General features: G+C 32.4%; 17 protein-coding genes. 10 read left to right on the top strand and 7 right to left on the bottom strand.

Annotation, left to right across the window (positions count from 1 at the left end):
- Nucleotides 1-3: 3 nt before the first annotated feature.
- Nucleotides 4-1,236 (bottom strand): beta-N-acetylhexosaminidase, encoded by a 1,233-nt coding sequence (nagZ, locus tag ACJDT4_RS11065; protein ID WP_406787628.1) that lies wholly within the window; start codon nt 1,234-1,236, stop codon nt 4-6.
- A 209-nt stretch (nt 1,237-1,445) separates the two neighbouring features.
- Between nagZ and ACJDT4_RS11070 the strand changes: the two genes are divergently transcribed.
- The 6 genes from ACJDT4_RS11070 to ACJDT4_RS11095 all read left to right on the top strand — a co-directional run bounded on the left by ACJDT4_RS11070 (nt 1,446) and on the right by ACJDT4_RS11095 (nt 7,848).
- Nucleotides 1,446-2,609, top strand: coding sequence for an aldo/keto reductase (locus ACJDT4_RS11070; protein ID WP_406787629.1), 1,164 nt, complete (start codon nt 1,446-1,448; stop codon nt 2,607-2,609).
- Nucleotides 2,610-2,708: 99 nt separating this feature from the next.
- Nucleotides 2,709-3,692, top strand: coding sequence for a cobalt transporter CbiM (gene cbiM, locus ACJDT4_RS11075; protein ID WP_406787630.1), 984 nt, complete (start codon nt 2,709-2,711; stop codon nt 3,690-3,692).
- The gene (locus ACJDT4_RS11080) at nt 3,689-4,483 is read left to right on the top strand and encodes an energy-coupling factor transporter transmembrane component T family protein (RefSeq protein ID WP_406787631.1); all 795 of its coding nucleotides are present in this window, start codon (nt 3,689-3,691) and stop codon (nt 4,481-4,483) included. Before cbiM ends, ACJDT4_RS11080 begins: the two co-directional genes overlap by 4 nt.
- A 197-nt stretch (nt 4,484-4,680) precedes the next feature.
- Nucleotides 4,681-5,661: a LysR family transcriptional regulator gene (locus ACJDT4_RS11085; RefSeq protein ID WP_406787632.1), complete on the top strand. Its 981-nt coding sequence runs from the start codon at nt 4,681-4,683 to the stop codon at nt 5,659-5,661.
- Between the two features lie 161 nt (nt 5,662-5,822).
- Nucleotides 5,823-7,103: a nickel-dependent lactate racemase gene (gene larA / locus ACJDT4_RS11090; RefSeq protein ID WP_406787633.1), complete on the top strand. Its 1,281-nt coding sequence runs from the start codon at nt 5,823-5,825 to the stop codon at nt 7,101-7,103.
- A gap of 16 nt (nt 7,104-7,119) precedes the next feature.
- Nucleotides 7,120-7,848 (top strand): MIP/aquaporin family protein, encoded by a 729-nt coding sequence (locus ACJDT4_RS11095; protein ID WP_406787634.1) that lies wholly within the window; start codon nt 7,120-7,122, stop codon nt 7,846-7,848.
- A gap of 92 nt (nt 7,849-7,940) precedes the next feature.
- Here the strand turns inward: ACJDT4_RS11095 and ACJDT4_RS11100 are convergent, their stop codons facing one another.
- Together ACJDT4_RS11100 and ACJDT4_RS11105 are read right to left on the bottom strand one after the other, a co-directional pair.
- Nucleotides 7,941-9,989, bottom strand: coding sequence for a YhgE/Pip family protein (locus tag ACJDT4_RS11100; RefSeq protein ID WP_406787635.1), 2,049 nt, complete (start codon nt 9,987-9,989; stop codon nt 7,941-7,943).
- A 391-nt stretch (nt 9,990-10,380) separates the two neighbouring features.
- Nucleotides 10,381-11,937 carry an ABC-F family ATP-binding cassette domain-containing protein gene (locus ACJDT4_RS11105; RefSeq protein ID WP_406787636.1) on the bottom strand — a complete coding sequence of 519 codons (1,557 nt, stop codon included), beginning with the start codon at nt 11,935-11,937 and terminating at the stop codon, nt 10,381-10,383.
- Nucleotides 11,938-12,102: 165 nt separating this feature from the next.
- On the opposite strand from ACJDT4_RS11105, the gene ACJDT4_RS11110 reads away from it, so the two are divergent.
- The gene (locus ACJDT4_RS11110) at nt 12,103-14,043 is read left to right on the top strand and encodes a Cache 3/Cache 2 fusion domain-containing protein (RefSeq protein WP_406787637.1); all 1,941 of its coding nucleotides are present in this window, start codon (nt 12,103-12,105) and stop codon (nt 14,041-14,043) included.
- A 99-nt stretch (nt 14,044-14,142) separates the two neighbouring features.
- Here ACJDT4_RS11110 and ACJDT4_RS11115 read toward each other — a convergent pair whose 3' ends face one another.
- Both ACJDT4_RS11115 and ACJDT4_RS11120 read right to left on the bottom strand, forming a co-directional pair.
- Nucleotides 14,143-14,415, bottom strand: coding sequence for a CD3324 family protein (locus ACJDT4_RS11115; RefSeq protein WP_406787638.1), 273 nt, complete (start codon nt 14,413-14,415; stop codon nt 14,143-14,145).
- Nucleotides 14,416-14,568: 153 nt separating this feature from the next.
- Nucleotides 14,569-15,603 carry a threonine aldolase family protein gene (locus ACJDT4_RS11120; protein WP_406787639.1) on the bottom strand — a complete coding sequence of 345 codons (1,035 nt, stop codon included), beginning with the start codon at nt 15,601-15,603 and terminating at the stop codon, nt 14,569-14,571.
- A gap of 199 nt (nt 15,604-15,802) precedes the next feature.
- Here ACJDT4_RS11120 and ACJDT4_RS11125 point away from each other — a divergent pair, with 199 nt between their 5' ends.
- The gene (locus tag ACJDT4_RS11125) at nt 15,803-16,351 is read left to right on the top strand and encodes a sigma-70 family RNA polymerase sigma factor (protein ID WP_406787640.1); all 549 of its coding nucleotides are present in this window, start codon (nt 15,803-15,805) and stop codon (nt 16,349-16,351) included.
- Nucleotides 16,344-17,648, top strand: a complete 1,305-nt coding sequence (locus tag ACJDT4_RS11130; protein ID WP_406787641.1) for a DUF4179 domain-containing protein — start codon at nt 16,344-16,346, stop codon at nt 17,646-17,648. Before ACJDT4_RS11125 ends, ACJDT4_RS11130 begins: the two co-directional genes overlap by 8 nt.
- A 427-nt stretch (nt 17,649-18,075) precedes the next feature.
- Here the strand turns inward: ACJDT4_RS11130 and ACJDT4_RS11135 are convergent, their stop codons facing one another.
- The gene (locus tag ACJDT4_RS11135; RefSeq protein ID WP_406787642.1) at nt 18,076-18,849 is read right to left on the bottom strand and encodes a response regulator transcription factor; all 774 of its coding nucleotides are present in this window, start codon (nt 18,847-18,849) and stop codon (nt 18,076-18,078) included.
- Nucleotides 18,827-20,692, bottom strand: coding sequence for a sensor histidine kinase (locus tag ACJDT4_RS11140; protein ID WP_406787643.1), 1,866 nt, complete (start codon nt 20,690-20,692; stop codon nt 18,827-18,829). Before ACJDT4_RS11140 ends, ACJDT4_RS11135 begins: the two co-directional genes overlap by 23 nt.
- A 159-nt stretch (nt 20,693-20,851) precedes the next feature.
- Between ACJDT4_RS11140 and ACJDT4_RS11145 the strand changes: the two genes are divergently transcribed.
- Nucleotides 20,852-22,180, top strand: a complete 1,329-nt coding sequence (locus tag ACJDT4_RS11145; RefSeq protein WP_406787644.1) for an ABC transporter substrate-binding protein — start codon at nt 20,852-20,854, stop codon at nt 22,178-22,180.
- The last annotated feature ends 225 nt before the right edge of the window (nt 22,181-22,405 follow it).

Here is a 22,405-nt window from a genome sequence, read left to right on the forward strand (position 1 = left end):
GTCTCATCTCATATAACTATCTAATAGATTATTTATCTTATTATTAATCACCTGTATGTTAATAGAGGTTGTTTTAGTATCTTTCAAATTGTACTTTTCCTTTAGTTTTAAAATCCTATATACTTTCTCATTAATAGTTTTCTCAGGAAGAGTGCCTTTGGTAACTGAATTTTTTATGGCATTTAAAACAGTGACTTCTTTATCAAAGTCGTGACAAACTAAAATAATATCTGAACCAGCATTAAGTGACTTTATAGAAGCCTCTCCTATATCATATTTTTTTATAATTGCGCCCATGGTCATGTCATCGGTAATTACGACACCATTAAAATTCATGCGTTTCCTAAGTATATCTGTAATAATAGTTTTTGAAAATGAAGCAGGATTATTCAAATCGATTTTAGGCAGAAGTATATGGGCTACCATTATCATGTCAACTCCATGTTTGATTGCATTAGAAAATGGGACAAGTTCTAAATTGTTTAATCTTTTTATGTCGTTGTACACTATAGGAAGTCCGAAATGTGAGTCAACTAATGTGTCTCCATGTCCTGGAAAATGCTTTACTACAGAGATAATGTTTTGCGATTGTATTCCTTTCATTGTTTGTATTCCTAAGTTAGAAACTAAAGGAGGATTAGAGCCAAAGGATCTATCACCTATAACAGGATTTTTACGGTTACTGTTTACATCTAAAACAGGAGCAAAATCTACATTTAATCCAAAGCCTTTAAGTTCTTGACCTAATATTTCTCCAATTTTATAGGAAAAGTTTGAATTATTAACATGACCAACAGCTGCATTGGATGGCAGTTTTACAAATTCTGAAGGCATTCTTGAAACTCTGCCGCCTTCCTCATCAACTCCAAGTAGAAGAGGAGTTTTATTATTTGATGAATTAGTTTCTTTTAAAGAATTAATTAGCTCTAATAATTGAGCAGAATTTTTAATGTTTTGACCAAATAAAATAAACCCTCCTACATGATAAGTGTTTATTAAGGTTTTTGAATGTTCATTATTTGTATAATCATCTATGCCAACTATGACAAGTTGACCTATTTTTTCATCAAGAGTCATATGGTCTAGTTTTTGCTTAATTGGATCTATTGTCTGTCGACTGCTATTATTAGCTTGCTTTTGATTGCTTTTTTTACTTAGAGTTATGATTTTTGTGCAGCCTAATGTGAATGATAAAGTTAAGATTAGTGCAAACAACGATATTTTTTTTATTTTCATTAAATTCACCTCTTCTTAGTGCAGAGTTGTTCATCTATAAATAATACCCCTTATCAATAATAGTATTCTTTTTAATAACTGTAATATAAATTGAAATTATGCAGGAAGAAATTTTAATCCTATTAATTATTTAGTTGACATACTGTTATATTTAAATTTAATATATTAATAAAAGTATAAATGATTATTAACTATTAGGAGGAATTGCTATGTTGTATAGAACTCTTGGAAAAACAAATGAAAAGGTCTCGGAATTAGGTTTTGGTTGTATGAGACTTCCTGTTATTGATGGAGATGGTTCTAAAATCGATGAAGAAAAAGCCACAGAAATTATCCGCAGTGCTATTGATAGAGGGGTTAATTACATAGATACAGCGTACCCTTATCATGGAAAAGGAGGAGAAGAAGGAGGAGAAAGTGAACCATTCGTAGGAAGAGTTTTAAAAGACGGATATAGAGAAAAAGTTAATCTAGCTACAAAGCTTCCTAGCTGGTTAATTAAAACTAGAGAAGACATGGACAAATATTTAAATAGGCAATTAGAGCGTCTTCAAACTGATAAAATAGATTTCTATTTACTACATGCTTTAAGTAAAGAACGTTGGGAGAACCTAAAAAAATTGGGGGTAACTGAATTTTTAGACTCAGCAATAAAAGACGGAAGAATAAGGTATGCAGGTTTTTCATTTCACGATAAAGTAGAGGTATTTAAAGAAATAATTGATTCGTATAATTGGTCTTTCTGTCAGATTCAATACAATTATTTAGATGAAACAAATCAAGCAGGAACAGAAGGCCTTAAGTATGCTGCAAGTAAAGGCTTGGGCGTTGTTATCATGGAGCCACTTAGAGGTGGTAGAATAGCTGGTAATCTTCCAGAAAAGGCTAAAGAGGCTATGGATAAGGCAGACATTAAGAGATCTCCGGCAGAATGGGGACTTAGATGGGTATGGAATCATCCTGAAGTATCTGTTGTTTTAAGCGGCATGGGCGTTAAAGCAAATGTTGAAGAAAACATAAAGACAGCAAGTGATGCTTCACCTAATTCACTTACAGAAAAAGAACTGGGGATAATAGATGAAGTTAAAAATGCATTTAAAGAAAGAATAAAAGTTAACTGTACAGGCTGTGAATACTGCATGCCTTGTCCAGGGGGAGTTAATATTCCTAAAAACTTTTCTTGCTATAATGAGTACAGCACATTTGTTACAAAAGAGACAGAAAAGGAACTTAAGAGCATATATGATGGTGTAGCTGCAGCAGAAAGAGCGGACAAATGCCTTAAGTGTGGTAAATGCGAAAAAGCTTGTCCACAGGGCATTAAAATACGTGCTGAATTGGAGAAGGTTAAAGCTTTATTTATTGAGGCTTAACTTATGAAAGTCTTTGTTTTAAGTAAGTGCTGACTTTTACACCTGTTTAAAACAAAGCAGCTTTAAATAGCAGTGACTATTTATTAGGGGGCATATAAAGTGCATATACCAGATAATTATTTAAGCCCATCTACCTGTGCGGTCTTTGGTGCAATAATGGTACCAATTTGGAGAAGAGCAAGCATAAAAGTTAAAGAGGAAATGACAAGGCAAAAGATGCCTCTTCTTGGGGTTTCAGCGGCTTTTTCATTTTTAGTTATGATGTTTAATGTACCAGTTCCAGGAGGAACTACAGCACATGCTATTGGAGGAGCCCTCGTAGCTATTCTACTTGGGCCGTACTCAGCGACCTTTGCAGTTACAATAGCCCTTGTAATCCAAGCATTGTTTTTTGGAGACGGAGGAGTTTTAGCAATAGGTGTAAATTGTTTTAATATGGCGTTTATAATGCCCTTTACAGCTTTTTACTTATTTAAACTTATAAAAAAGGTGTTTAAAAGCAAAAAGGGAGAGCTATTTAGTGCTTTTATTGCGGCTTATACCTCTGTTAATATAGCAGCTTTGTTTGCAGCAATTGAATTTGGTGTTCAGCCACTACTTTTTAAGGATACACTTGGAAGACCACTTTATAGCCCGTATTGCTTAAAAGTATCTATTCCGGCTATGATGATTCCACATCTATTAGTGATAGGTATTTTAGAAGGAATAATAACTGTTGGAGCATATAGTTATATAAAAAAGTTTTCTCCAGAGGTTATATATGAAGGAAAGGCTGGAAAAACAAAAGTTTTATACATCATAATAGGAGTTCTTGCTTTGGCTACTCCGCTGGGACTTTTAGCTAAGGGAACAGCTTGGGGAGAATGGGGTACGGATGAAATTAAGAAATTAATAGGTTTTGTACCTAAGGGAATGAAAAATGGAGTGAATTATAATTCTCCAATGGCGGATTATAGTATAAAGAATATGAAAGAGTACTTTGGATATATAATATCAGCAGTAATAGGAGTAATAGTAATAATAATTATCATTAAAGTTTTAGGAAAAGTAATTTTTAATAGAAAGCAGAAGGAGAATAAATGATTCCACAATGGCTCTCAGTAAAGGATGAATATGTTCCAAAGGAAGAAAAAAGTTCATACATAGAAAAGAGCATTTTTTCTTTAATAAAAACTCTTTCTATTATAAGACAGGACAAGTATAAGAACAAAGATAAGTTAATATATTCTTTAAACCCAACCTTGAAGGTTCTAAGTAACATAGCGATTATAATATGCATATCAATTTCAAGAAGCCAGATTTATTTATTGGTAATAGAAGCTTTTGCCTTAGGAAACCTTTTACTTATGGAAAAGAAGATGATAAAAAGGATATTAGCAAGAAGTTTAATATTTCCATTTATAACCTTGGCTGCTTTGATACCTTCTATGCTTTATGGAAACATTTATAATAGTTTATTGTTATTTCAGAAGATATTAGTAACTATACTTCTTATGAATTTATTATCTCATAATACTAAATGGAGCGAAATTAGCAAGTCCTTAAAACTGCTGTTTGTGCCAGATATATTTATATGGATAATGGATATAACTATAAAGTATATAGTTTTGCTTGGAGAGCATTCAATAGATTTATTTTATGCTTTAAAGCTAAGATCTATTGGAAAAGCACCAGGCAAATACAATTATATTACAGGAATTATGGGAAATTTGTTTATAAAATCTTATAGCATGAGTGAGGAAATGTTTCAGGCTATGGAGTGTAGAGGATTTGTAGGAGAATATAAAACAAAAGTTAATTTGAAATTTATAAAATTAGATTACTTATATTTGATAATGGTGGTAATATTAATTGGATTAGCTATAAACCTATGAGTTTCATATATAACTTAAATACCTTTCAGTGAGTTAGGGTTTATGAAATCGCCAAGAATGAAGTCTTGACGATTTTATTTGTATACAGTGAAACTAATGAAATTTAAGTACATTATTTATACATAAGCGTTAATTGGAAACCTTTTATGATAAAATATAGAGCGGTAGTATGTCCAAGATAATAATAGTTTCAGTTGATGCAAGAAAAGATTTATTGGTTAATTAACGATATAAAGAATAGAAAGGAAATTAACTACGAGAGACAGGAGGTGTTTCAAATAAAAGAATTACCTAGTATTCAAGAACTTGAGAATTTTATGATATATGGAAAGATACAAAATTTTACGCTGGCCGCTAATCAAGCTAATATAACTCAATCTGCTTTTAGCTTTCAAATGAAAAAGCTTGAAGAAATCTTGGGAGTAAGTCTTATCTTACGTTCAAACAGAGGCAGCCAGTTAACACATGAAGGCGAATTGTTTTATAAAAGAATAAGTGAAATACTACCCCAGTTAGTGGAGACAATTTACGAATTTCAGCAAAAAAATGGTGAAAAATCAGTAGAACTTAAAATAGGCGTACTTACATCACTTGGAGACATACTTATGAACCGCCATGTTACTTATTTTCAAAAAAACGAAAATATATTAATTACCGTTTATAGTATGGAAAAAGATGAACTTATACGCTCATTGAATAATGGCAAAATTGATATTGCATCTACTTTTCTTTCTGATGGTGAAGTCTTAGGAAACCTTGAAAAATTACTATTTAGTATGGATAAGATTGTGTATTATGCACCAAATATTAAAGTGACAGGCAAAAAAGTAACTCTAAATACTATGCTAAAATTTCCATTAGCAAAATATCCACCTGATAATTTTATGAATAAAATGCTTGATAAGTATTTTGATGCTGCTGGTAAAAAACCGGTTGTGGCAGCTCAATTGCCATCACCTTATGCTATATTTAATTATTGCAAGGAAAATGTTGCTGGTGCACTTATTACAGAGCGTTTCATTAATAAACTTGGTGTTAGCATGGGGGAAGGATACTTTGATATTGATCCATCATACTATATGGAGGCTTTTCTATTGTACAAAAAAGAAAATCCTAAATATGGTGCAATAAAACTGTTTAATAATTATTTGATCAAATTAAATCAAAATGATGATTAATGTTTTTTATGGCTGATATAAAATTATTTGTTATGAATTTTTTTTATATCAGCTATCTTTTTATTTGGCTATACAAGCATAATACGATGAACTATAATAGCTTTCGAAACACAAAAGATTTAAAACACAGCCTAAAATAAAAAGAAAGGATGTTGGAAGTTATGGAGTATGTTAATATAAATTTGCCTTACGATAAAAAGCAAATTGTCGCAAAAATAAATAAAAAAAATTTAGCTGGTATTTTAACATCAAAGGCAGAAAGTTATAAAAGTGAAATGTCTGAAAGAGAACTTGTAGAAAAATCTCTTGATAATCCTATTGGTTCTTGTAAATTGGAGGAATTAGCAAAAGGGAAGAAAAATATTGTTTTAATTAGCTCAGATCATACAAGGCCTGTTCCTTCAAAAATCATTACACCTATTTTACTTCGTCGTATTCGCAGTGTTGAACCTAATGCAAAAATAACGATACTTGTTGCTACAGGATTTCATCGCCCATCAACTCATGAAGAATTAGTTAATAAGTATGGTGAAGAAATTGTTAAAAATGAAAATATAGTAATGCATGTTTCAACAGATGATTCAGCCATGGTGCAAATAGGAACTCTGCCATCGGGAGGTCCATGTATTATTAATAAAGTAGCTGCTGATGCTGATTTACTTATTTCTGAAGGATTTATTGAGTCTCACTTCTTTGCTGGTTTTTCAGGCGGACGTAAATCAGTGTTGCCAGGAATAGCATCCTATAAAACAATTATGGCAAACCATTGTGGTGAATTTATAAATTCAAGCAAGGCTCGTACCGGTAATATAAAGTGCAATCCTGTTCATAAAGATATGGTGTATGCGGCTAAAAAAGCTGGCCTTAAGTTTATCTTAAATGTAGTTCTTGATGGAAATAAAAAAATCATTGGTTCCTTTGCTGGAGATCTTGAAAAAGCTCACGAAACTGGTTGTGATTTTGTAAGGAATCTGGCATCAGTTAAAAAGATACCTTGTGACATTGCTGTATCAACAAACGGAGGTTATCCTCTTGACCAAAATATTTATCAGGCGGTAAAGGGAATGACAGCAGCAGAGGCAACAAATAAAGAAAATGGTGTTATTATAATGGTTGCTGGATGCGCTGATGGACATGGTGGCGAAGGGTTTTATAAGAATCTTGCCAATGCCAAAACACCTGAGGAATTCCTTGAAAAAGCTATTCACACAGAACGCCAAAAAACTATTCCGGATCAGTGGACATCTCAAATATTAGCACGTATTCTTTCCAAGCATCATGTAATAATGGTTTCTGATCTTGTTGATCCAAAACTTATTAAGGACATGCACATGGAACTTGCAACAACCTTTGAAGAGGCGCTAAAACGTGCTTATGAACTAGAGGGAGAAAACGCTAAAGTAACAGTTATTCCAGATGGACTTTCTGTTATTGTGCAGTAAGAAGGGATTGGTATTAATGCATTATAGTTTGGCTGTAAGAATGGTTTGTGAAATGATTGGTACAGCAATTTTAATATTATTTGGTAATGGTGCTGTCGCTAATGTAGAATTAAAAGGAACAAAAGGTTATCGTAATGGATGGATTATTGTTGCTATTGGTTATGGAGTTGGTGTTATGATTCCAGCTTTAATGTTTAGTAAAATTAGTGGAAGTCACACAAATCCAGCTATGACAATAGGAATGGCTATAAATGGGCTCTTTCCTTGGTCAGAAGTTTTACCATACATATTAGCTCAGATGGTTGGAGCTATAATTGGACAAGTTATTCTTTACTTCGTTTATCTTCCGTTTTATAAAAAAACAGAGGATGTTGCGAGTATTCTTGGTACATGTTCTACAATATCAGCATCAGGAAGTTATGTAAATGGCTTTGTTACAGAATTTTTTGGTACATTTTTATTAGTTTTAGGTGCAATGTTTATACTTAATTCAAGTGCAGTAAAAATTACACCTTCAGTAGGATATGTTGGACTTGGTTTTCTTGTTTGTTCCTTAGTTACATCTTTAGGAGGACCAACTGGACCTGGATTAAATCCTGCCAGAGATTTAGGACCACGTATTGTACATTCACTTTTGCCGCTTGAAAATAAGGGGAAGTCTGAATGGGCATATGCATGGATTCCTGTAGTAGCACCAATAGCAGCAAGTATTGTTGCAATATTCTTATATAAGCAAATTTTCTAACTACCATATTTTTAAGGGAAGTCATTTTTAGTGGCTTCCCTTAGTTTATTTTAAGAGTTCTTTCAAGTGCTAGATTGGGAAAGGGCAGCAGCTTAGTCATCTTCTGCTTTAATGGTTTTTAAGCCCTTAAATGTTCTGTTAATTATAAATCCACCTAGAAGGAATATAAGCATAAATATGATAAGAAAAATGGTTATTTGAGTTAATCTTGAAGCATTTATACCGCTTATTATCATTCTAAGCCCTTCAACTGTGTAGGTCATAGGGAAGAATGGTGAAATAGCCCTAAAAAAGCTTGGGGCAGTTTCTATAGGAAAGGTTCCTCCAGAAGATGCCAGTTGAAGTATAAATAATATGAAGATTATTGGAGTGCCAATTATTCCAATAGCATAGGATACTCCATACATTATGCTGAAAAAAACTACCGATATAAACATGTTTTCAAGATAAAACAAAGCTAGGTTTGAAGGGCTGAGACCTAAAGCATTAACAAGCACAAAACTTAAAATAACTGACTGCAGCATAACGAGAGCTGAGCCTACTAAAAATACTCCTGTGTAAGTTTTGAAAAACTTATATTCAATTATTTTAGATAGTTTTGTTAGAGAGATTATTAGGTTCATAAGCATTGCACCTAGCCAAAGTGAAAGTGAAATAAAATATGGCGCAAGTCCTTGACCGTAATAAGGAACCGAGTTTATTGATACATCGGATAAAGTCAGAGGATTAGTTACAAAGCTTGATATATTTTCTACGCTGAATTTTAAATTACTGCTCATGGTAGTATATCCGCTGCTTAAGCCATCCTTTAGCTTTGTGGCTCCACTATTTGCTGCACTAATGCCGTTAGTTAAATCCGATGCTCCAGTATTTAAGCTAGTAAGCCCTGAAGCTAGACTTCCTGTGTTTTGAGTTGCTGTATTTAAACCATTAGTTAAGCCTTGGCTTCCGGATTTAAGTTTGTTTGCTCCATCAATAAGCTGGTTAATTCCTGAGACAGCATTTTTTTGATTTGTGGCAAGTGTGCTTGAAAGCGTGTTTGTTCCTGCTGCCACCTGTTTTGCTACTGTGCTTAATTGATTTAGGCTGCTTGTTAATATTCTTGCATTGCCGGCAGCGGTTCTTAGGTTCCCTTCTAGATTATTAGTATTAATGGTATTTATTAATCCATTTAATATACCTTGAGCTTGAGCAATACTTTGAGGATCACTAGAAGAAGCTAAAATTGAAGCTGCCTGACTTAAGGCAGTTTTGATTTGTACTATGCCATTTGCAGCAGAGGCTAGGTTTTGAGAAACGTTAGCATTGTTTGCTACTGAGGCTATAGTAGATACTCCATTTGATACTGCGTTAGCTCCGTTTACCAATTGCGTGAGGCTTCCTGCGTTTTGTGTTAATCCATTTTTAAATTGATTTAATCCATTTGTTAAGGAATCAATTCCTGTTGATAGTTGAGCTTCACCTGCAGAAGCTTGCTTTAATCCATTCTGAAGTTGATTTGCACCATTTGCGGCAGCTGTGAGTCCGGTACTTAATTGCCTTGAACCAGTAAGCAGCTTTTCTGTCCCGTTCTGCAGTGCGTTTGCACCATTGCTTGCTGTTAAAAGTGAATTTTTAACATCATATAAGCTGCTAGCTAGTGCTTTTACAGTTTGTTCTTGTATGCTTGAAGCAATCTCTGCTTTAATACTTTCTGCAGCTCTTTCAGATACCTGAGCAAATACAAAATTTTTCCCTTTGTTTGCTTCATAAAGTAAAATTGGCCTTGTAAGATTACCTCCCGCAGCCGCAGAAATTTTTTGAGAAAAATCTTCTGGTATTATAACCGCTGCATAATAAGATGTGCCATTCACACCTTTTTTGGCTTCATTTAGGCTTACAAATTTCCAGCCAATGCTGTTATTTTTTCTGAGATTATTTTCTATATCTTTTCCTATATTATATCGCTTGCCATTTTTTACAATAGGCTTATCCAAATTAACAAATGCTACAGGAACATTGTAGAATTTTCCATAAGGGTTCCAGAAAGCACTTAGGTAGATTCCTGAATACAGTATAGGTACAAATACGATTGCCGCAGTAGAAATTACTATAATTCTAAACAAAGACCTTCTTTTATTTTCTAGAACTTTTTCACTCATAATTTTCCTGCTTATTATAGATAAACAAGCTGAAAGCTTAAAATAGCTGATGTTATAATTTTACAAGTAATATTTTGCAAGACTTAACCAGTTGACAATGGATAGAGGACAATTGACAGTTAAGGATGATTTATCTTTCGCTTCTCTCAGATGTCAACTGATATATGTTCATATAACCAACATGTTCCAAAACAGAATTCAGCTAATTTTAATATTCCAAGTTGTCTATCTATAATATAGCCCTACAGGTTTCCACCTACCTTTCAAATTGGCTTTAATGTACATATTGTCTGCATAATGTTAAGGAATTATGTATTAATTAAAAGGGCAAACAAAAGGAACTTGGAGTATAAGTAAATACACAAAGTTCCTTTATTTTTAACTATGGATTTTAGTAAGAATTTTTAACTGTCCATTTTTCACAATTCCAAACTTCTGTCACTATATCTTCATAAAATTCTGGCTCATGGCATACCAGAATTATGCTGCCAGTGTATTCCTTTAAAGCACGTTTTAGCTCGTCTTTTGCGTATATGTCTAGGTGATTAGTTGGTTCATCTAAAATCAGTATATTAGTTGGCTTGTTTATGAGCTTGCATAGTCTAACTTTAGCCTGTTCTCCTCCACTTAATATATTAATAGGACTGTCTATATGTTGCCTTGTCAGTCCGCATTTAGCGAGAGCACTTCTTACCTCAGTTTGGGTTAAGCCTGGAAAGGTATTCCACATTTCATATAAAACTGTATTGGTACTGGTAGTGGTAATTTCCTGTTCAAAGTAGCCTATTTTTTTATAATCGCTTAGGATTACTTTACCGTTTATAGGCTGTAATAGTCCAAGTAGGCTCTTTAAAAGAGTTGTTTTGCCTAAGCCATTAGCTCCGGTTATTGCAAGCTTTTGACCTCTCTTCATTTTTAAATTCAAAGGTTTGCTCAAAGGAGCACTGTAGCCTATAACTAAATCGCTAGTCTTGAAAATTATACTTTCTGGCATTTTCGCACTTTTAAAGTCAAAGTGAGGCTTTATTATATTCTTTTTAATTTCTATTCTTTCAATCTTATTTAACTTTTTCTCTCTTGATTTAGCTTGCTTTGCAGTTGCTGTTCGTACTTTGTTTTTTCTTATATATTCTTCAAGCTTTTCAATTTCATGCTGCTGCTCTTTGTACTCAATTTGAAGCTGCTGCTTTTTTATTTCATAAAGCTTTAGAAAGTAATTATAGTTTCCATTGTATCTTGTTAAAGTTTTATGTTCAAGCTGGTAAACTACATTTACTACACTGTTTAAAAAGCTGTTATCATGGGATATTAATATAAAGGCGTTTTCATAATTTATTAAATAGCTTTTTAACCACTCTATATGTTCTTCATCGAGGTGATTGGTAGGTTCATCTAGCAGTAGAATATCTGGTGTCTCAAGTAAAAGCTTAGCAAGTAAAAGTTTGGTCCTTTGACCGCCGCTTAAAGCTGCAACATCCTTATCTAAAAGTTCCCTAATACCAAGACCTGCGGCGGTTGCTTGTATTTTTGAGTTTATGCTGTAAAAGTCGTTTTTGTCCAGGGTATCCTGCAATTTTGAGAGCTTATCAAGTGCCTTTGAAAGTTTATTTTCATCCATAGCTCCAAGCTTATTGCAGAGATTATTTATTTCTTGCTCTATATTAAATAATTTTGAAAATGCACTTTTTAAGGTATCAAGGGCAGTGGTTCCTTTTTTTAAACTAGCATGCTGATCCATATAGCCAATGCTGAATTTTTTATTCCATTTAATTGTACCGCTGTCTGGTAAAAGCTCACCGGTGATAAGCTTCATGAAGGTGGATTTGCCTGCCCCATTAGCACCAATAAGACCAATATGCTCCCCCTTTAATAATCTGAAGGCTGCATTTTTAAATAACGCTCTATCGCCAAAGTAATGGCTCATATTTTCAACTGTTAAAATACTCATGATTTGTTTACTTCCTTTTTGTAATATATGTATGAATGATACCATGTAATACGTTGGTTTCTCAAGGGTATAAATAATTCTGTAATGTTTAAGATCATATATAGGATAAGAATTTTAAATACGATATAATATGATATATATATAACTAAGGAAGAAGTGTTGTGTATGAGGATAAAGTACAAGCTTATTATCAGCTATTTAGTTTTAATTATATTTACCATAAGTATACTGGGTGTTTTAGTTGCGTTAAAGGCACATAATGAGTTCTTAAGCGAGATAAATGAAAAAAACAGACGGCTTACAGAATCAATTGAAACAACTCTTAGTGTAAGAAATGAGCTGCTTAAGGAAAAATCTTATGGTGATTCTAATTTTGCAAGTTTAATATTAAGTAAGCTGGATAATTTAAAAATAAATTATAATGAAAACGTAAAAGTTGGAGAGTTTAAGCTGCCAGTTTTATATGCTGGAAATCAGAGGATATCTTTAAACAATTCAATAGTTGATGAACTTAAGCAGTCTACAGGTACTGCTGCAACTATATTTTTACTGCATGAAAATAAGCTTGTAAGGGTATCTAGTACAATTTCTGAGAAGGATAAAAAATTAATAGGTACGTATATACTAAGTAGTTCTGATATATACAAAAAGATAATTAATGATAAAGAATATACTGGTGATATTTTAATAAATGGTATTGCTTATGTAACACGGATAAAGCCACTTTTAGATAAAGATAAAAAGGTTATAGGGGCCATAGGTGTAGGAAATAAAATTCTCAACAATTACTTAGAGAAAACCCTAAGCAATATAAAACTAGGAAAAACCGGCTATTCGTATATTATAGACTCTGATGGTAAGACAATTATTCATCCATTTGAAAATAAAAGGCATGCTACAAGACACAAGCATCTTGTAAGGAAGATACTTTCAAGTGACAACGGAACGATTGAATACACTACTCATAATGGTGTTAAAAAGGTAGCGTATTATGAGTATTTCGCACCTTGGCGCTGGTATATAATAACTGCAGTTAATTATGATGAGCTAAATTCTTCATATAAATCAACCTTTATAATGTCAATAGCTGCTGGCATTGTAATAATTATTATTGCAGGAATTGCAGCTGTATTAATAGCTAATAATTTTATTAAGCCTATCAATGAATTGAAGGACTGTATAGAGGCTGCGGGCAAGGGTGATTTGACAGTGCACTGCAGTGTAGATGGCAAGGATGAGATAGCAATACTAGCAAGCAGCTTTAATAATATGATGGCAGAAAATAAGAGCTTGGTAGAAAAAACTTTGCAGTATGATAAATTAAAAACAGAGTTTATTGCAAATATGTCTCATGAATTAAGAACTCCTTTAAATATTATTTTTTCTACGGTTCAGTTGTTTGATGTTCTCATAGGTAAAGGGGATAACTTAAATACAGATAAAATAAGGGGTTATACAGGAGGAATAAAACAAAATTGCTATAGGCTGGTGCGTCTTGTAAATAATCTAATTGATATAACGAAAATTGACTCTGGGTTTATGAACTTGAATTTAAGTAATCAAAATATAGTGGAGGTTGCAGAGGAAATAACACAGTCAACGGCAGAGTATGTACAGAATATGTCAAGGACCATTATATTTGATACCAATGAAGAGGAAAAAGTTATGGCCTTTGATGCAGAAAAGCTAGAGAGAATTTTACTTAATTTAATTTCAAATGCTGTTAAATTCACGAAAACAGGTGATATAATTTACGTTGCTTTATATGTTGAGGAAAATCAGGTTACTATAGCTGTAAGGGATACGGGCATAGGCATTCCGGAAGAAAAATTATCCCAGCTTTTTAAGAGGTTTAAGCAAATAGATCCCTTACTAAGTAGAAGTCATGAAGGCAGCGGTATAGGCCTAACTATAGTTAAGGCTTTAGTGGAGCTCCATGAGGGAACCATAAAGGTGAAAAGTAAATACGGCGAAGGTACAGAGTTTGTAATATGCTTGCCTGCAAAGGTTATTCCAGAGGAAGAAAATGTGAAGGGTAATGTGGATTTTGCAGGGGAGTCAAATGTTCAAAATATTAATATTGAGTTTTCTGATATCTATAAGTAAAATGCGAAAGAATAATGCTGAAGAAATATTCTTTCGCTTCCACGGCAATGCAAGGAAAAAATTCCTCCGTGCCTATGTTGTTTATCTATATGATTAAAATTAGTCGCTTTTTTGTTTTCTAATAATTCTTCTAATACTGCTTTCTGTTAAGAAGTACTGATTGGATAGGGTTTTAACAGGTACTCCTAGAAGGTACTTGTTAAAAATTTCCTCATCTCTTGTTTTTAGATATTTTTTTGTCTCAGTATTTTCTCCCCAGGATTTTTTATTACTATCTTTTCTGGGTATATAGATATATCCGCCATCGGTATATTTTTGAATTATCTCAATTATACTTTGAGGCAGTATATTTTCTGCTTTTTCATATTTCATAAGTCTCGCTCCATTCTACATTTAATTTATAAATGAAGAAGCAAAGACTGAATAAAACATGAGTTAATTTCGCTCCAGGCAAAAACCCTTCATGCTTTACAATCTTTGCATGGAGCTTACTACATTAGCCAAAAACATAATTAATTCACTTCCTTATATTGTTTTTATTGCATCTATTAATTTTAACACATTTTCTTCTTTTGTTGCCCAACTTGTGCAAAAGCGCACAGCACTGTGGCTTTCGTCAATTCTCTGCCAGTAAGAATATAGAAAATTCTCTTTTAGCTTTTCCAGTACAGCATCTGGCATAATAGGGAACTGCTGATTAGTGTATGAGTCAGAAAGGAAGGAATATCCTTTTTCTATACAGGCCTTTCTTATAAGCATAGCTAGTTTATCTGCATGCTCTGATATTTTAAAATATGCGTCATCTTCAAACAAAGTCTGAAATTGTATGCCTAATAGCCTTCCCTTTGCAAGCATTCCGCCCTTTTGTTTAATTAAGTATCTAAAGTCTTCTTTTAAACTTTCGTTTCGAATTACTACAGCCTCGCCAAACAAAGCTCCAACTTTAGTTCCGCCAATATAAAAAGCATCACAGAGCTTAGTTATGGTAGGCAAATCTAAGTCATTTTTTTCTGAGCACAAAGCATATCCTAAACGGGCTCCATCCATATATAAAAGAAGATTATTCTTTTTGCAGGTTTCACTTAAAGCTTCTAGTTCAGCTCTAGAATAAATAGTTCCTATTTCAGTTGGGTTGGATATGTATACTAATTTAGGTTGCACTGTGTGTTCAGGACCATCTTCATTGTAATGGCTGTCATAAAGCTCCTGTACTTGTTTTGCAGTTATTTTTCCATCGCTGCTTTTTAGGGTGAGAACCTTGTGCCCCGTTGCTTCTATGGCACCAGTTTCATGAGTGTTAATATGACCGGTTGCTGCGGCTACTGCACCTTGATATGGTCTAAGGGCAGCTGCAATAACTGTAAGATTAGTTTGAGTTCCTCCTACAAGAAAGTGTACATCTATATTTGTACAGCCGCATTTTTCTTTAATTATACGAGCAGCGGCCCTGCAATATTCATCTTCGCTGTAACCTTCTGTTTGGTCGAAGTTTGTTGTAGCTAGTTTTTCTAATATTTTAGGGTATGCACCCTCGGTGTAATCACAAGTAAAGCTTATCAATAAAATCGCCTCCTAAAATTGTTACTTCGCAATTTCCAGTTTAACAGGATAAACTTGGAATTATCAATTTCAATCTTTAATGTTATTTATCTATAGTATAATAAAAACTATTTTCAAAGTCCAATTTTAAATTATAAGAGAGATTTTAATATTTTATGCGTTAATATATATGAAGGTACCTTTAGAAGGGATGAAAGAGATGATAGATAAAAAAAATTTTATTAGTGGCTTAAGACACAGGGATTTGAAAGCCTTAGATTATTTAGTGGACAACTATTCTGATTTAGCACTAAAGGTAAGCTACAGCGTCTTAAATAACAGAGAGCTTAGTGAAGAATGTGTTAATGATGTTTTACTTAAAATTTGGGATAATATAGTGTCTTTTAAAGATGATGAAAATTTTGATAAATGGTTTGCTGTTATAACTAAAAGGCAGGCAATAGATATTTTAAGAAAAGAAAAAAGGCACAGCTTTAGACTAGAACTAAAGGAGGACTTTAATTATAGTGCTGATGATAATGCTTTTGAAGAAGTGAGGAAAAAACTGGAAAGAGAAGAATTAAGAAATAGTATAGAAGGATTAGACGAGAGCAGTAAAGATATAATTGTAAGGCGGTATTTTAAAGACGAAAGTTTGGAAGAAATAAGCAGCAGCCTAGGTATAAGTAAAGGTGCTGTGAGCAATAGGTTGCTTAGACTTAAAAAGAAGTTAAAGCAAGTATTTTCTAGGAGGGTTTATAATGAATAGTTATAAAAATGTGAATTTAGAAGAGTTTAACTCCATAGATATAGAGTTTTCCAAGAAGGAGAAGGAACAGCTTAAAAAGAGGCTAAGAAAAAAAATTGTAAAGGAAAAGAGCAAAAGAAATGTATTTGCAGCAGCGGTAGCTGTACTCTTAATATCTGCAATGTTAGTTCCAAATGTAAGGAAAGTATGTGCTGATGCAATTCCTACATTTAATAACCTTTATGAAACCCTTGGTTTTAAAAGTGAATATTTAGATCAGTCTGTTTATATAGGAAAAACCTATGAGGAGAACGGCATAAAAATAACCTTGGATAATTTAATAGGTACAAAGCATTTAGTAAAGGCAACTTTAAAAATTCAATATAGTGATAAATGGAGTGAGTCAAAAAGACCTTTGATTTTTTTTGATTCTGGTTTTAACGGAGAAATGAGTACTGGTTCAACTGGAGGCTATAAGGATACTGATAAAAATACAACAATTAGAGTTATAGACTTAATGCAGGACAAAGAATTTAAAAGAAAGGGAGATTTTACGATTAAAGCTTTTAGTGATGCTTTTAAGAAAACTATGACCTGGAATATGAAGGTGGATTTTTCAAAGAACTTTGACGCTGCTATTGAAAAAGATGTAACCATGTCTAAAGCTTTAGAAGCTAATATAAAACATATAGAAATCAATAAAAATGTAGTTGCTATAAGTAGTGATAATTGGTTAACATCGGTGTCAAATGGAAAGAGTTATTGCTTGAAGATGGATAATAAGCTTTACCCAATTATTGGTGCGTCAATTGGTGATGAAAAATGCACTAAGCTTACATTTATGGAGAATATGGATTATAATGCTGTTAAAAACTCTAAAAACATTTCACTTGTGGAGTATCAAAATAAAGATGTTTATGATAAAATGACCAAAACTGAAATGGATAAGCTTGCAGATGAGCAGCAAAAGGAGTTAGATAAGCTTCCTAAAGAGGAAAAAGTTGGTGTAACCTATACGAAAAATGTTACTTTTAAAAACGGAAATAAAGCTGAAATTTATAAGATTGAAAGAAAGAGAAATAAACTCTATGTTTATTTTAAAGGCAATGATAAAAAACAGCTATTTAATATGCTTTTAAACTATGGTTTGTATACTAGTTCTGGAAGTTTGGTTCAAAGTATAGAGGAAACTAATGAGGGGTATATTGCAGAGTTTAATGATGTACCAAAGGAAAATGTTGCTCTTAAAATACAAGCTGGGGCATTGGAGCTTAATGGAAACTACAGTGAAAATGAGTCAAGAATAATTTTAAAATAAGGCTAAGAGCTGGGACGCTAATAATTATTTAATATATAATTTTTAGTGTGATAGCTCCTGATTATAGATAGATAAGTTGAAGGGTTGAAATTGCTAGTTAGTACCAAGTTAATCGTATTAAACTGGAATTTGGAAAGCAGAGTAGAGAGTAGAGTGAAGGATGATTTTTCTCCGCTGTGCTTCGGAAAATCTAAAACTTAATGCGCGCAAAACGCTTAGAACATAGTGTTCAGCGCAGCTGAAACTATTAAGTTTTAAGATTTACCTGAGTGAAACGAAAGGTAAATCAACCATAACTGTCAATTGTCCTCTGTTCATTGTCAACTGATTAAAGCGCCCAAAATATTACTTGTAAAGTTTTAACATCAGCGATTTTAAGATTTTAGCTTGTTTATCTATATTTGAATGTGCGATTTTCTAAATGGATTTATGGTCTTATACTTAAATGTTTCATTCTATAATCACTAGGATAAACTCCTACATTTGATTTAAATACTCTACTAAAGTAAAAGGCATCTTTATAACCAATCAGCTCACCTATTTCTTTTATTTCTAAATCAGGTTGATTGATTAAAAGCTGTTTAGCCTCATTAATACGAATTCTAGTTATGTATTTTAGAGGAGTTACTCCAGTATACTTTTTAAAAATTTTACTTAAATATTCGTTTGTAAAACCAAATTTTTGTGAAACTTCAGTTATAGATGTTATGGTTGCGTAATTATTGAGCAAATAATTTTCAAGCAGTTGACTTAAATTTTCAGGTTTCAAATTATTATGGTCAATTGCAAAGGAGGATATTTCCTTATCTTCGGATTCAAGTATAACGAGGATATTTTGCAGGGCAGCACTGAGTTCATTTAGTTTAATAGGCTTTAATAAAAAATCCTTAACTCCATATTTTAATGCTGTTTGAGCATAGCTAAAGTCATCATAACCACTTAACACTATAGTTTTTGTATGTGGATGATTTTTATGAAGATATTTTATTAACTGTAAGCCATCCAATTGGGGCATTTTTATATCTGTGATAATTACAGGTGGACATAATTGTTCTATAAGGGATATGGCAATCTCTCCGTTACTAGCTTCTCCAATTATTTCAAAAGGAAGAGACAAGGAATTTATTTTTTTTATTATGTTTCGTCTTATAAGGTGCTCATCTTCAACTACAATAAGTTTATAAGTGTGTGTGTTGTTCATAAAAATCCTCCTTACTTAAGTAAATCGGGCCTCCAATTGTAAAAATTGTTTTGCCACTTTTAGAATTATCAATAGAAAATATAGTTTCAGTATTATATAAGAGTTGTAATCTTAAATATACATTTTTAAGTCCCATTCCTCCAATTTTTAATGATTTTAACTCTTGATTGTTATCTAAATTATGGAATGTAGATAATAATTTTTCTTTTTTTTCATTGCTAAGACACCCACCATTATCTTCAATATGAATGCACCACTTATTATCATTAGTAATAGAAGATTTTATGTTTAAGCTCCAAGGAGGTGATGAATTAAATCCATGCTTAAATGCATTTTCTACAATAGGCTGAACAATTAGCTTTGGAATTAGAATTTCCTTTGTTGCTTCATTTATATCTGAATTATAGATAAAATCGTTACCATAGCGCATTTGCATACATTCAATATACTTTTCTGTGTAAGATATTTCCTTGGATAATGGGACGACGGTTTCATTATATGATGTAATATAGCGAAAATAATCACACAGTGCATGACAAATGTTTACGATTTCATCATTCATATTTTCTTCAGCCATAATACTTATGTTTGTTAAGCTATTATATAAAAAGTGAGGATTAATAAGAGATTGGGTTGCTCTAAGCTTTGCACGAGTTTCTTCCGATCTTGATAACAAAACTTCATGAGAGGAATCTCTTAGCTTATCATACATGTCTAAGAATGATTCATATAACTCTGAAATTTCAAGTATGTTACTACTAATAGGAGGTAGTATAGTTGCATTTTTATTTAAAACTCTATCTATAGTTACCATTTTTGTAGCATTAGTTAAAGTGCTGAGAGGATGAGTTAATCTACTTGAAATAATGAAGCATAAAAGTAATGTTAAAATAATTGAAATAATAGCTATAATGATAAAGCTTTCATTAAAGGAATGTAGTGATTTAAATACAACATCTTTTGGTTCAACGGTAATGATTGTCCAATCATATGAATCGATTTTTTGATAAGTCATTAGCACATTATGTTTGTTGTCAATATTAATAAAATAGCCGACTGACGGGGATAAATTATGCTTTTTTATAGCATCTGTATAGTTTATACTGTTGTCTGAAGTAGTTGAATATGGATAAACCAATTTGTTGTTTTCATTATACACATAAAAAGATGTAGAAGGATTCTTTTCTTTCAATTCGGAAATTAAAGAAAATACAGTATTGCAGTCTTGCAAAACTTCAACGATTCCTTCCGGTTCATTGATGCCATTAAAAAACACTCTAGAAAGTGAAAGATAACGATGATTGTATATATCTTCAATTTTGCTTGGAGCGTATGACAATTTATCAGTAAGAAAAATGTTCTTTTCTCCATTCTTGTTTAATGTTTCATTATACCAGGGAATAGAATTCAAATTTACATTTATTACTCCCTGAAAAAAACCAGAACCAATGCATACTCCATTTTCAGTATAAAGATTAACTTGACTTGCCGACTGGAAGGTACCAATGATAGCAGTAATAATATCATATATGGATAAAACGTTTTCTCTAGATTGTATAAAGTCCTCAGGATTAACTTTGCTTGTATTATTGTTTATAAAGCTAGTAAAGTTCTTCTTTATAGCATTGGAATATACAATATTCATGGAGATTGTAGACATATTATCTAATTCGTTAGATACCGATTTGTGAATAGAAGCACATATAGTTTCAGATTTTGTTTTAGCAGTTCTATAAATATTATTACTATAGAAGTGATAATAGCAAACAAAAAATATGGATAGCAAGGATAATACTAATAATCCGTAAATAAAGAATAAATAAATTCTTTGAGAATAACGCAATTTATAATCCCCCTTTTTTAAAACACATTATATAATAATGTTCAAAAAAGTGCAAAACAGAGTTCTTTTTTATCTATGTTTAACTAATAGACTAAATGATATCATAAATATATAGCCAATGTAAAGCTTATCAAAAAATAATTAATGGGGGAATAATTAATGAGTAAACGTTTAGTAAAACTAATTAGCGCTATTTGTATGACTGCATTAGTAGGAAGTGTTTTGACGGGATGTGGAAGTAGCAATAGTGGGGGAGATAATAAAAATGCATCAAGTAGTGAGAGTTCAGTAACATTAACCTTTGGGTCTCATCAATCTGGACTTCCAACCTCTGGAATTGTACAGAAATTAGCGAAAGATTTTCAAAAGGAAACGGGAATTAAAGTTGATTTTCAAATTTCACCTGATGCACAGTGGAGAGATTTATTAAAAGTAAAATTAGATTCTGGAGAAGCACCAGATATTTTTTGTGCAGATACGGATCCTTTGAGTATAGAGACAAATGTTCATGCAGATAAGTATTGCGTAGATTTGACAAAAGAGAAATGGGTAAAGCGATTGGATCCTAACGTTATACCTTCAGTTTCTTTAAATAAAAAAGTGTATGCTATTACTTTTCCAGGCAAGAAAATGTATTTTTACGTATACAATAAAGAGATATTTAGCAAGTTAGGATTAAAAGTTCCTACTAATTACCAAGAATTTAAAAATGTATGTCAAAAAATAAAAGATTCAGGGGTTACTCCAATTTTTGAAGGTACTCAAAATGGTTGGCATCAAGTTCTTCCTTTATTTGAAACAGGAGCTATGTACCAAGAAAAGCATCCAAATTTATATAACAAACTTAACAAAAATGAAGTTGACTTAGATTCTATACCTGAATTACAAACTATTATTAACGAGCTAAAAGAATGTGCTAACTTAGGCTTTTATGGAAAGGATTACTTGAGTAATTCAGTTGAAAATGCAAAGGAAGCAATAGCAAAAGAAAAAGCGGCCATGTTTATAGCGGAACCAGCCTGGAGAAATGAAGTAAAAGCTGACTTCCCAAATTTCGATATTAGTAAGCTTGGGATTTTTGTAATGCCTTGGGGAGATAATCAAGCAATTGGTGTAAACCCATCAAGTAATGGATATTTTATAAATAAAAATGGAAAACATATAAAAGAAGCAGAGGAATTCTTTGATTTCTTAGCCAGACATGAGAATTTACAAAAACGTTTAGATGGACAACCAGGCTTATCAGAAGTATGTTGGCCAGAAATCAAATCAAGATATTCTAAGGAAGATCAAGCATACATTAATTCCTTAAAAAAGGGAATGGTTATGCAGGTAGGAGTTAAATATATTAATCAACAATGGATGGATGTTGGTAAAGATTTAGAGGCTATGTATACCGGAGCAATGACTCCAAAACAGGTTTTAAAATCAATTATGGACAGACGTACAGAGCAGGCTAAATTGGAGAAGGATCCACACTGGAAATAATAGACAACATGAAAGATTGAAATCAATAATACAAGCTTTATCCTGTAAAACTGGAATTTGAAAAGAAGAGTAGAGAGTAGGGAGTAGAGAGTAGAGTGAAGGATGATTTTTCTCCGCTATGCTTCGAAAAATCTAAAACTTAATGCGCGCAATGCGCTTAAAGCATATTATTCAGCGAAGCTGACACTATTAAGTTCTAAGATTTACCTGAGTAAAACGAAAGGT

Source organism: Clostridium neuense, from assembly GCF_045310695.1.
Taxonomy (GTDB): domain Bacteria; phylum Bacillota; class Clostridia; order Clostridiales; family Clostridiaceae; genus Clostridium_S; species Clostridium_S neuense.

Bases quoted from the DNA above. Each gene is read 5' to 3' on its own strand.
- nagZ (WP_406787628.1), bottom strand. From the start codon at position 1,236: ATGAAAATAAAAAAAATATCGTTGTTTGCACTAATCTTAACTTTATCA.
- ACJDT4_RS11070 (WP_406787629.1), top strand. From the start codon at position 1,446: ATGTTGTATAGAACTCTTGGAAAAACAAATGAAAAGGTCTCGGAATTA.
- ACJDT4_RS11080 (WP_406787631.1), top strand. From the start codon at position 3,689: ATGATTCCACAATGGCTCTCAGTAAAGGATGAATATGTTCCAAAGGAA.
- ACJDT4_RS11085 (WP_406787632.1), top strand. From the start codon at position 4,681: ATGCAAGAAAAGATTTATTGGTTAATTAACGATATAAAGAATAGAAAG.
- larA (WP_406787633.1), top strand. From the start codon at position 5,823: ATGGAGTATGTTAATATAAATTTGCCTTACGATAAAAAGCAAATTGTC.
- ACJDT4_RS11095 (WP_406787634.1), top strand. From the start codon at position 7,120: ATGCATTATAGTTTGGCTGTAAGAATGGTTTGTGAAATGATTGGTACA.
- ACJDT4_RS11100 (WP_406787635.1), bottom strand. From the start codon at position 9,989: ATGAGTGAAAAAGTTCTAGAAAATAAAAGAAGGTCTTTGTTTAGAATT.
- ACJDT4_RS11105 (WP_406787636.1), bottom strand. From the start codon at position 11,937: ATGAGTATTTTAACAGTTGAAAATATGAGCCATTACTTTGGCGATAGA.
- ACJDT4_RS11110 (WP_406787637.1), top strand. From the start codon at position 12,103: ATGAGGATAAAGTACAAGCTTATTATCAGCTATTTAGTTTTAATTATA.
- ACJDT4_RS11115 (WP_406787638.1), bottom strand. From the start codon at position 14,415: ATGAAATATGAAAAAGCAGAAAATATACTGCCTCAAAGTATAATTGAG.
- ACJDT4_RS11125 (WP_406787640.1), top strand. From the start codon at position 15,803: ATGATAGATAAAAAAAATTTTATTAGTGGCTTAAGACACAGGGATTTG.
- ACJDT4_RS11130 (WP_406787641.1), top strand. From the start codon at position 16,344: ATGAATAGTTATAAAAATGTGAATTTAGAAGAGTTTAACTCCATAGAT.
- ACJDT4_RS11135 (WP_406787642.1), bottom strand. From the start codon at position 18,849: ATGAACAACACACACACTTATAAACTTATTGTAGTTGAAGATGAGCAC.
- ACJDT4_RS11145 (WP_406787644.1), top strand. From the start codon at position 20,852: ATGAGTAAACGTTTAGTAAAACTAATTAGCGCTATTTGTATGACTGCA.